Here is a 12,386-nt window from a genome sequence, read left to right on the forward strand (position 1 = left end):
GTTATTTCTCCTTACTCACTACGTACAGGACCTTGGCTTCACTCGGCACTTCATCAAGAGGTGCATAACCTATCCTGTTGGGTTTCTCGATTAACCAAGCAATGAGCGTATTCACGTTGGCATTCCCTATTTCTTTTGGTGGTCGTGCTTTCCCTGAGAAGGACAAGCTCGCCCAATACGCATTCATTTGGGCGACGTCTTTGCCGAGAAGAGATTGATAAAATTCTGAACGTTCTGTCGACGTTTCGGGCCAATCGGAGAGCTCGATTCGTTTACCTTGGAGCGACTTGGCTTTACCACGGTAAAGCATGCGCGCTTTACTTCGTGTCAACTCATCAAACTCTTGGTTGAGGGTAAATACCGCATATTCCGTTGCCGCAAAGGCTCTACTGTCTGGAGGAATCACAACAAGACCTATCAATAGCACGGTCAGAATAGACAAGGTGCGGCAAGGTCGAGCAAGCCATCCGGCTTTGAATTTCAACATCGTAACCTCTTCATTCAAAATCCTTTTTAATAAGAGATAATTTAGTACTGGGGATGTGAGTTTCTACTTTATTCCACGTTAGAAGACGAAATTAACCATTAATGTAAACACGTTGGCAGTGTTATCCTCTAAGACATCCGGAGAGATTGTTCTCTCTGGCGCAAATGCTCCCGAGCCATCGTTAAGCACTTTGACATATTGATACTCTGCGTTAATGGAAACGTTGTTCAAAACGTCATATCGAACGCCCAACGTAGTCGTCATGTTAGAGCGCTTATCTTGCTGATAGAGCTGACCATAAGCGACATAAGGTGTGAATGGCGCTAATCGATAACTCAGCATGCTGTACCAATCCATGCGTCGAGATTCGGTTTTTTGAAACTCAAACGTAGCTTTTAGCATGCCAAATTCATATTCCGTACCGATCGAATATAGTTTTACCCTATTCTCATCGGTTTCGTTTATTGGGAAAGATATCTCATATGGAGGGAAAGGAATATCCGCAAAGCCTGTACCCCTTGATGTCACATCAAACTTTCCATCCATTACAGAAAAGTTCCAGCGGTAAAAATCACCAAGTAACTGAGCGTTGATTCCGTAGAGTCTTTGCGTCTCAAACTCCAGCTCAAAAGTCGGACTAAACGTCACGCTGTTTTTATCATCAAAGCCAACATAAGGCGTTACCGTAAGCTGGATGTCATCGCCAATATACGTGTTCCACGTTGCCGCAATTCCGTTGTACCCAGTGATACCCAGAAAAGCGCCATACACTTCGGTTGGAAGTCGTGCCAGTGTATAAGCCTGCCCGACATAAAAGTATTCTGACGCAAGGTAAAGCGGTAGCCTCTGACGCCCCGCTCTGATATCGAAATTATCGAACTCATATCCAACATAAGCCCACTCCAACGAAGGGTTACTCCAATGGTCTTGAGGGCGCTTCACCCCTTGAACAGAGGCTTTGAATCCATTGTTGTAGTAATCAAGTTGCAAACCGAACGTGGTATCACAGTCAAAGCAATTTTCATCTTTGATAAACCGATTGATAAATAGTGGTGTGTCATTGTCTGAACGGGCCCAAGAAGTAGAACCAAAGCCACTAAAAGACAGCGTGTCGGTCAATTCGATAACAGCATGAACAGGAGAACTTAGTATGGTGGCAGCTAAGATAATTGGAAGCTTGTTCATCATTATTTGCCTCCCTCAACCACGTACAAAACATTGGCGTTATCCGGCAGGGCGCTCAAAGGGGCATACCCTATTCGCTCTGGTTTTTGACTTAACCATTGAATAAGCTCATCAATATTTGCGGAGTTAATTTCTTTTGGAGGACGTGCTTTACCGGAGAAAGAAAGACTTGCCCAGTAGGCATTCATTTGAGCAACGTCTTTACCGAGCAAAGACTTATAAAAGGTCGCTCTCTCTGCGGAATTTTCCGGCCAGTCCGAGAGTTCAATTCGCTCACCTTGGAGAGATTTTGTTTTACCTCGATAGAGCATTCTTGCTTTACTGCGGCTCAGTTCGTCAAAACTCTCGTTCATCGAAAAGATGGCGTAGTCATCTGCAGCTTTCGCGGCCTGCGCAAAAAGCAAGCTACATACACACATCAAGCTGATCGTAATCAAGCTGATGAAATTCACCAATTTTCTGTATTCCTGCCGACTGCGCGTTTTAGTCATTATTATTACACTCTAGAGGATTCCTTTCCTAAACTACCGATAGATTAGTTTACAAGCAGTGATGTTCAAGAATATTTGTCAGGAATGGGCTATATGGATGTGTTAAACAAGATGTCGATCAAAACTCGAATCATTTTAATGGCGGTTTTGCCTTTGATCGTGATTTTAGTCTTTTCTGCTTGGGAAGCTTTTCGAACGCAGAGAAACCTGCAGCAGATGTCTGTACTTTCTCATCAATCACAAGCACTTGGCTTTTTAGGAAAGTATAGCGCGATCCTCCATAACGCACGTTTAGAGAAGCTACAGCGAACGTTCGACAGTAACAAAACTGTCATATTTCCTAAATTAGATGAATGTCTCGATAAATTACAGCTTGTACTCAACGAAGCTTATTATTTAACAGATATAGATACCGTCCAAAATACGCTTAATGAACTTCGAGAAGCACAAGCAGAAATAGAATTTGTTGAAGATATCGAAGAGCTTGAAGAGTGGAGCTCTTGGGTCGAAGAATTAATTACAGCGCTTATTGCCAAGCTTGAAAGCGTCAAAGTTGACACCGGCTCACGCTCGATTGAATCTCATTTGAGCGCGTTGTTTACCCTAGAGTGGATACGCTTCTGGGCAACCGAAGAAAACTGGCTCATTCATTTGGATATCTATGAAGGCCATGGCATGAATCACGAACATCATGAAGAAAGCCACGAAGCACTAGGTACTCTATTTGAAAGGCAGCAGTACCTCATTGACCGATTCTTGAACATCAACGCCGATGCCTCTCAGGTGAGCTTGCTCCTGAAAACCTTCTCTGATGATTCATTTATCAAGAGCATTCAATTTCGTGATCGCGTATTAAATGACGAACACGCAAAGCCCAAACTTCCAGAAATTGTTGCTGGTGTTGAGGCTCTTGACCGTCGCTTGGAGCTAATTCAGCAAGCAACAGAACAAATCAATAATCAGCTTTCCAATGAAATGAGCATGGGCATCCGTGCTCTTGAAACTCGATTGTGGCTCACCATAGGCATCACCTTATCTGTGATGCTAGCACTGCTTATTCTCAGCTTTAACATCGCTCGTCGCATCATATTTTTCCTCAACAATACTCTAGAGACATTTGAGAAGATTGAAAAACATGACGGTGATAATGTACTGGCTTCTACCGAAGGGCACGACGAGTTTAGTCGATTCGGCGGGCAAATGAATCGCTTGATCGAAGAGCGCCGTGAGAATGAAAGACGCATGGTGGCGGCAAAAGAAGAAGCGGAGCGCGCCAATGTCGCGAAAAGCTCATTCTTAGCGAACATGTCCCACGAAATACGCACCCCGTTAAATGGCATTATCGGCATGTCTGGGATCTTGTCAGATTCCCAGCTTGATCCGGTACAGCGCGATTACCTCAACACCATAGAAACCTCATCACAGACCCTGCTGATCTTGATCAACGATATCTTAGACATCTCCAAGATCGAGTCGGGTAACCTGCTCATCTCACTGCATAGCTCAAACTTACGTGAGATCGCCTATGACACGCTCGCCATCGTAATGTCGAAAGCCAAAGAAAAAGATCTCGATCTTCAAGTGCGCTTCACGCGTGGCATGCCGCATATGCTTATCATCGATGATCACCGTCTACGCCAGATCTTAATGAACCTAATGTCTAATGCCGTCAAGTTTACTAGCAAAGGTCATGTGGGCATCAGCATCGGTGTTGAGCATATTGGCGGGGAGCGATGTGCGCTAACGATAGCTATCGAGGACACGGGGATTGGTATTGATAAAGAGAAACAAGATTCAATCTTCAAGCCTTTTACTCAAGAGGACAGCTCGGTCACCCGTCAGTTCGGCGGAACCGGTTTAGGATTGGCGATTTCCTCTCAACTGGTAGAGCTTATGGGAGGTCACATAGAGATCGACTCAGAAAAAGGCAAAGGCAGCCGCTTCTTCTTCACTATAGAGTCAGGCATTGCTCAGGAGAAAGCTCCGACATCACCAAAGTTGAGTCAAACGCAATTTGTAGTCATCACCAATCAACAAGGGTTCGCGCAATCGGTAACCGATGAGCTCACCCACTTTGGTTTACAGCACCAAATGATACACACACAGATCAGTGAAATAACGGATGTTACTAGCAACAGCATCATCATCTATTGTATGAGTGATAGCCAAAGTGCTCGTACCGAGCTGATGAAACTTGGTGTCACTTGGCCTGCAACCCCTATTGTTTTGGTTCAGGCGCAAAATGCAGAAGCTGGTGACTATCAGGGGCTGATTGCCGGATTGGTCACCTATCCGCTACTCGGTGCTCGATTAATTGATGCACTCTCTAATGCGCCAAAACAGCACCAAGCGATGGGTAAAACGAGGGAGCCAAAACTCGAGGTGGTCGGTAGTGGCGATCCAGCGGAACATATCAGGGTCAAGCCGACACAACCGACATTACAAGAGATGGCAAAAAGTCCCGATAACCAATCCATCTTGCTGGTAGAAGATAATCTGGTTAACCAGAAGGTGGCCTCGTTACTGCTCAAGAAGTCCGGTTATCACGTAGATATAGCCAACAACGGTCAAGAAGCGTTGAACTACCTGTGCGATGACAACAACTACTATCACGTGGTGCTGATGGATTGCATGATGCCAGTGAAGGACGGTTTTACCGCGTCAGAAGAGTTTCGACTGTATGAAGAGCAGTACAACAAGGCACGAACACCCATTATTGCCCTCACGGCTAGCGTGCTCGATGACGACATCCAGCGCTGTACCGACAGTGGAATGGACGATTACGTCTCTAAGCCCTTCAATAAGTCCGTGCTGCTAGAGAAAATCAAAACCATTAGAGAGCTGCCAGAGTAGCGTCCAAGCCTTGTATGGCGGTTCGATTGAACATGAGGCTTTTTATGCGCTGATTTTTTCTCTAAAATCAGCGCAACGTTTTCTATCAAGATTGAACCATGAACAAAAGCTTCATTACCAATTTCATCGCACTTGCGCTACTTGGCGCGGGTTATCAACTGGACAATAGCCTACTGCTATACGCGGGTCTTTTCGCGTTCTCCGGCGCCGTTACAAACTGGCTTGCCATCCACATGCTGTTTGAGAAGGTGCCTGGACTATATGGTTCTGGCGTCATCCCAGCTCGCTTTGAAGATTTCAAACTGGCTATCAAGAACCTCATGATGGAGCAGTTTTTTACCAGCGAGAACATCGACCGTTTTCTTAACAAGGAAATGAGCTCAGGCATCAACATCGATCTAGAGCCAGTGCTAGAGAAAGTGGACTTTAACCCAGCTTTTGACTCTCTGGTTGAGGTCATCGAGAACTCTCAGTTTGGTGGTATGCTCGCTATGCTCGGCGGCTCAGAGGCACTTCAGCCGATGAAGCAGCCATTCGTCGAGAAAATGCAGCAAGCTGTTATCGACATTAGCCAGAGCGACTCGGTCAAACAAGCGCTGATTGAGCAGCTTGAATCCCCAGCCATGCTTGATGAGGTGAAAAGCAACGTAGAAGCGATTATCGACCAACGCTTGAGTGAGCTAACGCCAAAGCTGGTGAAAGAGATCGTTCAAAAGATGATTAAAGAGCACTTGGGTTGGCTCGTCGTCTGGGGCGGCGTGTTTGGTGGTGTGATTGGGGTTATTTCTTCGTTGGTGATGTAGTCACTTTTCATCCCGTAAATAACGAAAACCCGAACTAATATTAGTTCGGGTTTTTATTTACGGTAAAATATAATAAAAACGAAAACATAATCACGTGCTATTTACCATTTAAATATCAACGTAAAAATAGCAAGACTTTTTCTTTCTAAAAGATTATACGTAAAAAATAAGAGCCGAAGCTCTTACTTTTTTCACGTTACTTAGTGACAATGGGATGTGAAATCAAGGTCGCTACTTTTCGACCTGGCCACCTAGGCGTCCGCCCATTGCATAACACATATTGGCTTGCACCATGATAACTTTACCATTAAGAGTACACATTTGATAAGGCTCAGAGCTTGACATCCGGCTTTCACTCGCCATTGAAAGCGGCGACAATATTACCATCATGACAAGGGCTAAAAATTTATTCATACTACCTCCTCAGTTAGACAATATTAATAATAGACTGCTTTATTATATTCTCAAGAAAATCAATAATAATCCATCTATTAATTGTTGCGAAAAATAAACACTATTCTCACACTACGTAAATAAATAATTTTTACGCAATCATCTAACTCAGTGTACTCTTTTTATTTTCCCTCTCTGATATAGTGCAGGTGGCTAAAGGATGGGGGATTAAGCCCACCCTTTATGAGGTCAATCTCTATCAGTTCGCTTGTTTTACTTTTAACCACATCACATCATAAGCATTGAGCTCAAGCTCTGCAGCATCAACATTCGTTTCCGACAATATATCCACCACTTGACCATCACCGAGGCAGTCACAAATCGATGCCGGTAGGGATTGAGTGTGCTCACTAAAGTTACAAATAGCCAATAACCTGTCACCATTGTCATGTTTGCGCACGTAAGCGAACAGGTGCGGGCGATAGGTTTCTAGGATTTCCGTGTGCGCGGCGCCAAAAGCGGTATCAGCCTGTCTTAAGGCAATCATCTGTTTAAGATCACTGTGTATACGGTTTTGGTAACCATTTCCTTCTAGTGCACGTGCCATCGCATCGTCTGTAATCGCCGGACGATTTACCCAGCGTGAATCCTCGCGCTTAAACTCATCACTCAAATAGCTATGGTCATTCAGTATTCCCAGCTCGTCGCCTTGATAGATTAGCGGTACGCCTCCAATGCTCAGCACAACACTATTCAGCAAACGAACGCGCTTTAATGCATGTTCAATTTGCTCCGCATCATCAAGCTCGATGGCTTTTTCAAGACCTGCGAGGGATGCCAGTGAGCCACAGACTCGGCAGTCACCTGTGCTTGGGTTTTCCTGAAATGGCACACCCTGAGAAAACGAGCCGTCAAACTTGCCGGTGTAAAACTGATTTAGAAAACGGCGATGCTCGAAGCCATCTATACCAAGTTCACTCGCTACGGCATCATCAAATGTCCAGCCGATATCGTCATGACAGCGGATATAGTTCACCCAGCTCGCCTCTGGCGCGATAGTAAAACTCTTCTTCAGTGACGCAGTGAGTAGCTTGGTGTCTCGCGTCGCTAGACTCTCCCACATTAACGCCATCATGAGCGGGTTATAGGAAAGCTGGCATTCCTCGTCACTGATATACTCAGCAACTTCATCTGGGTGCACTATCGCTTCTGACTTAAACAGCACGGCCGGAGCGACAATCTGCAAGCAGGCATTGAAGCATTGAATCAGAGTATGCGCTTTAGGCAAGCTCTCGCACTGTGTCCACTTCTCTTTCCAAATGAACGCCAACGCGTCAAGGCGCAGCCCTTCACAGCCGATGTTTGCCAAGAACAGCATCTCGTCGGTTATCGCATTGAACACAGCTGGGTTAGAATAGTTAAGATCCCACTGAAAACTGTTAAACGTTGTCCATACCCATTTTTCGATATCCTCAAGGTAGCTAAAGCTACCTCGTCTAACTGTTGGAAAGATCTCTCTGCAGGTCTGATTATAATCCTGTACCTCTTTCTCATCGGTGAAGAAGTAATAGAAGTCCTCAAACTCTGGGTTACCTTTGCGCGCCTCGATAGCCCAGTGATGCTCGTCTGAGGTATGGTTAAACACAAAATCGAGCACTAGGCTTATCCCTTCGGAGCTCAGCGCATCGGCAAGGCGTACCAGGTCTTTCTCATTGCCCAGTCTTTGATCCACTTTGCGATAGTCTGATACTGCGTAACCGCCATCACTGTCACCCTCAGGTGACTTGTAGAGAGGCATTAGATGCAAATAGTTAATACCTAAGGATTTAAGGTATGGGATCTTGGCATTCAGCGCATTGAGATCACCTGCGAAGAGATCAACATACACCGCCATTCCAAGCATCTTCTCACTTCGATACCACTGTGGGTTTGCGAGACGCTTTTCGTCTAGGTTTTTCCATTTACGCTTACGGCTTGCGAAATTGGTTGCTAATAACACCACCAACTTCTGCGCATGAAAAAAGAAGTCGTAATGACCGCCATAAAGATCATGAAGTTTGCTCAATAGATTAGGAAAGTGACGTTCTAGTCGCGCTAAGAACACTTTCTCATCTTTTTTAGTGAGTCTTGGTAACTCGACCGAATCTAGTATCTGACGCAGTGCCTTACGCGCTTTTGATTCCGTTAGCATGTGCCCTCTCCCATTAGGCTTTTCGTGGTTAGGTTACTCAGATGCAAGGTGCCGCTATCAACGCTCAGCGACGCACTGGCTTGAGTGTTATTTGGATAGATAAGGTTAGTAAAACTGTACTCTCCTCCGTTAATGAGAAGCTCGACCGAGCCCTTGTCAAAAAGTACCTCTAATCTAAACGCGCCATTTGTGGGCAATAGAGTTCGATAATCATGAGGAAAATGCTCATCAATGCGCTTTGAGCCAAACTGACCTCTTCTGACAGAGCGCACTTCCAGATTCATTTCTCCCGAGCCTGTAGTGATTTTTCTAAACTCGTAAAAGGCAGCATTATCTTGGTACAAGCCTAAGTGCAGCGTCTGCTCATCATCTAAGGTAGCATCGCATTGGAAATGCATCACAGCGTCTTGGTGGTAGAGGGTCAGAGCTTGCTCGCTTTCTGGCTCTAGCTGCTGTGAGTCGACTTGAAACGCTGCAACTAGTTCTTTAGTAAAGCGCTGTCCCACTCGGATACCGTCACCACTCTCAAAAAGATAAAGCTCACGAGGCATCGCCATGGTTCCTCTAAAAGAGTCAGAAGGAAGCTCCAAAGAGTATTGGTGATTGTTCATCCATGTGCTGACAATGCGGCGACCATCTTGTTCGGGAACATCAGAAAATGATTGTGTCGCATAGTAGTCACGGCCGAAATCTAGCCACAAAACCTTGTCTGGATGATTGAGGTTGGTAAAGGTTTCACCATCAAAATCGCCCACAAAATACTGCGTGCCGGCACCATCGCAATGAGCACCTTCTCCAATACCGACCACCAGCACCCAATAACGCTTATCCGTCCCTTCCAATGACAACTCGAAGAGATCAGGGCACTCCCAAGGGCCCTTGCTGTGTGCACCTTGGCGATAACCAAACTCGCTGACTAGCCGCCACTCAAGCAAGTTGTGCGAACAGTAAAACTCAATATGCTGACCACACGAGACCACCATAACCCAAGCCTCGCTTTCTTGATGCCAGAAGACTTTAGGGTCACGAAAATCTGGATTACCACGCGCAGGGATGATTGGCGCACCCGACTTATACTTGGTCCAGATGTTGCCATCTTGGCTGTACGCGAGTGATTGCTGTTGGATCGGATTTTCAATCGAGTCGCCATTATCTAAGGTAACCGATGGTTGTAAGAAAGAGGTGTAAAACGCGAGTAGACCCGGACGCCCATCCTCGAACAAACCAGACACATTGTTCCAATCGACGATTGCGCTACCTGAAAAGCACATACCCGATTCATCTGGGTACAATGCAGGTGCCAGCTCTTGCCAGTGAATCAGATCGCGACTGACTTTATGCCCCCAGTGCATCGGTCCCCAAACGGTATCGTCTGGATAATACTGATAAAACTGGTGGTATTGTTCATTGAAGTAGACCAAACCATTGGGATCATTCATCCAGCCTTGATTTGGCGTCATGTGAAGCGTTGGGCGATATTTTTCAGTCATGGTCGAGTTCTCATAGAAAAAAGACCCTAGGCGACAGTACCTAGGGCCAAGCATGGATAATTGGGGTAATAATCCATTAAATGTGAAGGTTAGAAGCTGTAGTTAATGCCTGCGATAAAGACGGGAATGTAGCCGCCAAACTCTTCATCGTTACCATCTTTGAAGTCTTGCCATTTGTAGCTCGTTTCGCCGAACACACGCCAGTTTTTAGCAATTGGGTAGTTGGCAGAAATACCGACTTTAGAGTAGGTCTCAGTCCAAAGATGAGCGCCGGTTGCAGAGGCTTCTTTCTCAAATTTACCGAACTCTCCCCACAGTGAAGCCGATAGCTTGCCCCAGCTGTACCAAACGCCAGGTTTGATGATCCATTCGGTTTCAAGCTCTTTAGCGCCCTGCTTGGGTACCCACTCACCTTGCTGCAAGCGGAAGTTCAGCCAGGCACCAGAGTTATCCGCAATCTTGTAGCCAAAACCAGGCTCCAGTTCCCAGTAATTGAAGTTTCCGCGGTTCTGTTTAATTTCGACGTGATACATAGCGTAGCCATGAATATCTAAGCGGTCAGTAATTTGGTAAGAGCCGAAAACCTTGCCTTCTGGAGTGGTTCGCTCGTCAATACTTTCACTCTTTAACGCAACGCCCCAGCCGATGTTACCCTTCTCGAAACCGTAGTTTCTGTTAACGAACACCTCTTGGATTGCATTGGTGCCGCGATCATAGCTCGCACTAAAAAGATCGCCGCTGTATAAGTATTCACGACCGGAGTAGAAACCAAAGTCCCAGCCAGGTAAGTCGTCATGTCGAAAACTACCTTGAGCGAAGGTGTACTTTACTTTGCCTTCATTAATGCCATCATCTCGACGCACTTGCTCTACTTCTAGGTTTGTACCGAGCGTGCCATGGAAACGTCCTTCTTCTTTCGGCACATTAACCGCAGTAAGCAGCTCTGCTTTTGAGAGTCCCTGCTCAATACCCTGAATGCTGCCATCTTTTAGCGCTTCGTCGTTAGGAGACTCTTCACCCGAAATGCTTCCGGCTTGTAGTGTCTCATCGGTGGCAGACTCTTCTGCTAGTACGACGGTCGGAAATAGAGTGCAACATATTAGAGTGCTGACCACTGCTTTATTTTTCATGTGATTTACCTTATGTTTATCACGCCTTGTCACAAAGGCTTGAGACTGTCGTCGACTGCAATCGAAACGACAGTTTGACAAAAGCTTCGCCGTTTTTAGGCAAAGCGAACCCTATCCCCCCTAGCTCTGCAAAGCTCATGGGGGGATTTTTAAATTATTCTTATAGTGTTTTGCTCGTTGTTTTCGCTAAAGCTAGCTGATCGCTTTTAGCTCATTGACTGGCACTTCAGGTGGAAATGACACCAACTGCTCCATAGTCATTTGTCTTGGCAACGCATGACCTTGATTGTCGAATAAATGGCACTTTTCAGCAGGAATACGAATATTCAGTCTTTGTCCAACCTCAACGTGCACGGTTCCAGGAACGCGCACTAATACCTCTTGACCGCCCTTGACGAGCGTGGTGTAAAGCAAAGACTCAGTGCCCAAACGCTCCAATCCTTCGACTATCACTCCGACACCATGCGCATCCAAATGAATGTCCTCTGGACGGATACCAAGCGTCATCAAGGCGCCTTGTGTTGCTCCTTTAGCATCCACATCGGCTTGGAAGGTATGATCCCCTACCTCAACCTTGGCGTGCTCATCATTCGCCTCAAGCAACGTGGCCGGAAGCAAGTTCATTTTAGGCGAACCAATAAAGCCGGCGACAAACAGAGTTTTAGGGAAGTAATACAGCTCTAACGGCGAGCCAACTTGCTCAATCACGCCAGCACGAAGGACGACAATTTTGTCGGCAAGTGTCATCGCTTCTACTTGATCGTGCGTTACGTAAATCACGGTCGACTTGAGTTTTTTGTGGTAATCCGCAAGCTGCAGACGCATGCGAACACGCAGCGACGCATCTAGGTTGGATAGCGGTTCATCTAGTAGAAACAGTTTTGGATTACGTACGATAGCGCGGCCGATCGCAACGCGCTGACGCTGACCACCAGATAGCTGGCTTGGGCGCTGTTCAAGAAGCTTAGTCAGCTCGAGCATTTCAGCGACTTGTCGAACCGCATCATCAATTTGCTGTTTGGATTTCTTAGCAAGCTTCAAACCGAATGCGATGTTCTCGTACACCGTCATGTGTGGATATAGAGCGTAAGACTGGAACACCATGCCAATACCGCGATCGGTTGGTGATAGGTTATTGACAACTTCGTTGTCTAGACACATTTCGCCTGAGGAAATCTCTTCAAGACCTGCGACCATTCTTAGCATGGTTGATTTGCCGCAACCTGACGGCCCAACGAAAACGGTGAACTCACCATCTTCGATCGTAAGGTTGGCATCCTTGATGATGTGTGCTCCGTCAGGATAGATTTTATTGAGATTTTTCAGTTCTAAACGCGCCATGAGTAATTCCTAGTAATGTCTT

10 protein-coding genes are annotated in these 12,386 nt (G+C 46.0%); 2 read left to right on the plus strand and 8 right to left on the minus strand.

Going from position 1 to position 12,386, the window contains the following annotated elements; all coding sequences use genetic code 11:
* Position 1: 1 nt before the first annotated feature.
* The 3 genes from LY387_RS19845 to LY387_RS19855 all read right to left on the minus strand — a co-directional run bounded on the left by LY387_RS19845 (position 2) and on the right by LY387_RS19855 (position 2,163).
* Positions 2-487 (minus strand): hypothetical protein, encoded by a 486-nt coding sequence (locus LY387_RS19845; protein ID WP_128648158.1) that lies wholly within the window; start codon positions 485-487, stop codon positions 2-4.
* Between the two features lie 78 nt (positions 488-565).
* A complete protein-coding gene (locus LY387_RS19850) occupies positions 566-1,675 on the minus strand; it encodes a porin (RefSeq protein ID WP_419153463.1) in 1,110 nt (369 codons plus the stop codon).
* Positions 1,675-2,163: a hypothetical protein gene (locus tag LY387_RS19855; protein ID WP_419153464.1), complete on the minus strand. Its 489-nt coding sequence runs from the start codon at positions 2,161-2,163 to the stop codon at positions 1,675-1,677. The genes LY387_RS19850 and LY387_RS19855 overlap by 1 nt, the downstream gene beginning before the upstream one ends.
* A 93-nt stretch (positions 2,164-2,256) precedes the next feature.
* Between LY387_RS19855 and LY387_RS19860 the strand changes: the two genes are divergently transcribed.
* Both LY387_RS19860 and LY387_RS19865 read left to right on the plus strand, forming a co-directional pair.
* Positions 2,257-5,016, plus strand: coding sequence for a hybrid sensor histidine kinase/response regulator (locus tag LY387_RS19860; protein WP_234497576.1), 2,760 nt, complete (start codon positions 2,257-2,259; stop codon positions 5,014-5,016).
* Between the two features lie 98 nt (positions 5,017-5,114).
* On the plus strand, positions 5,115-5,819 hold the full coding sequence (locus LY387_RS19865) for a DUF445 domain-containing protein (protein WP_234497577.1): 705 nt from the start codon (positions 5,115-5,117) through the stop codon (positions 5,817-5,819).
* A 231-nt stretch (positions 5,820-6,050) separates the two neighbouring features.
* On the opposite strand, the gene LY387_RS19870 is transcribed toward LY387_RS19865, so the two are convergent.
* From LY387_RS19870 to LY387_RS19890, 5 genes are all read right to left on the minus strand, one after another.
* Entirely contained in the window at positions 6,051-6,233 is a 183-nt protein-coding gene (locus LY387_RS19870; RefSeq protein ID WP_128648155.1) for a hypothetical protein, read from the minus strand.
* A 238-nt stretch (positions 6,234-6,471) separates the two neighbouring features.
* A complete protein-coding gene (locus LY387_RS19875; protein ID WP_234497578.1) occupies positions 6,472-8,403 on the minus strand; it encodes an amylosucrase in 1,932 nt (643 codons plus the stop codon).
* Positions 8,397-9,893 (minus strand): glycoside hydrolase family 32 protein, encoded by a 1,497-nt coding sequence (locus LY387_RS19880; RefSeq protein WP_234497579.1) that lies wholly within the window; start codon positions 9,891-9,893, stop codon positions 8,397-8,399. The genes LY387_RS19875 and LY387_RS19880 overlap by 7 nt, the downstream gene beginning before the upstream one ends.
* Before the next feature lie 89 nt (positions 9,894-9,982).
* The gene (locus LY387_RS19885; protein ID WP_234497580.1) at positions 9,983-11,023 is read right to left on the minus strand and encodes an OmpG porin family protein; all 1,041 of its coding nucleotides are present in this window, start codon (positions 11,021-11,023) and stop codon (positions 9,983-9,985) included.
* Between the two features lie 192 nt (positions 11,024-11,215).
* Positions 11,216-12,364, minus strand: a complete 1,149-nt coding sequence (locus LY387_RS19890; RefSeq protein ID WP_234497581.1) for an ABC transporter ATP-binding protein — start codon at positions 12,362-12,364, stop codon at positions 11,216-11,218.
* Positions 12,365-12,386: the final 22 nt, after the last annotated feature.

Origin of the sequence: Vibrio maritimus, from assembly GCF_021441885.1 — a bacterium.
Classification (GTDB): domain Bacteria; phylum Pseudomonadota; class Gammaproteobacteria; order Enterobacterales; family Vibrionaceae; genus Vibrio; species Vibrio maritimus_B.

Coding starts and splice junctions, on each gene's coding strand:
- LY387_RS19850 (WP_419153463.1), bottom strand. CDS start 1,675: ATGATGAACAAGCTTCCAATTATCTTAGCTGCCACCATACTAAGTTCT.
- LY387_RS19855 (WP_419153464.1), bottom strand. CDS start 2,163: ATGACTAAAACGCGCAGTCGGCAGGAATACAGAAAATTGGTGAATTTC.
- LY387_RS19845 (WP_128648158.1), bottom strand. CDS start 487: ATGTTGAAATTCAAAGCCGGATGGCTTGCTCGACCTTGCCGCACCTTG.
- LY387_RS19890 (WP_234497581.1), bottom strand. CDS start 12,364: ATGGCGCGTTTAGAACTGAAAAATCTCAATAAAATCTATCCTGACGGA.
- LY387_RS19880 (WP_234497579.1), bottom strand. CDS start 9,893: ATGACTGAAAAATATCGCCCAACGCTTCACATGACGCCAAATCAAGGC.
- LY387_RS19865 (WP_234497577.1), top strand. CDS start 5,115: ATGAACAAAAGCTTCATTACCAATTTCATCGCACTTGCGCTACTTGGC.
- LY387_RS19870 (WP_128648155.1), bottom strand. CDS start 6,233: ATGAATAAATTTTTAGCCCTTGTCATGATGGTAATATTGTCGCCGCTT.
- LY387_RS19885 (WP_234497580.1), bottom strand. CDS start 11,023: ATGAAAAATAAAGCAGTGGTCAGCACTCTAATATGTTGCACTCTATTT.
- LY387_RS19875 (WP_234497578.1), bottom strand. CDS start 8,403: ATGCTAACGGAATCAAAAGCGCGTAAGGCACTGCGTCAGATACTAGAT.
- LY387_RS19860 (WP_234497576.1), top strand. CDS start 2,257: ATGGATGTGTTAAACAAGATGTCGATCAAAACTCGAATCATTTTAATG.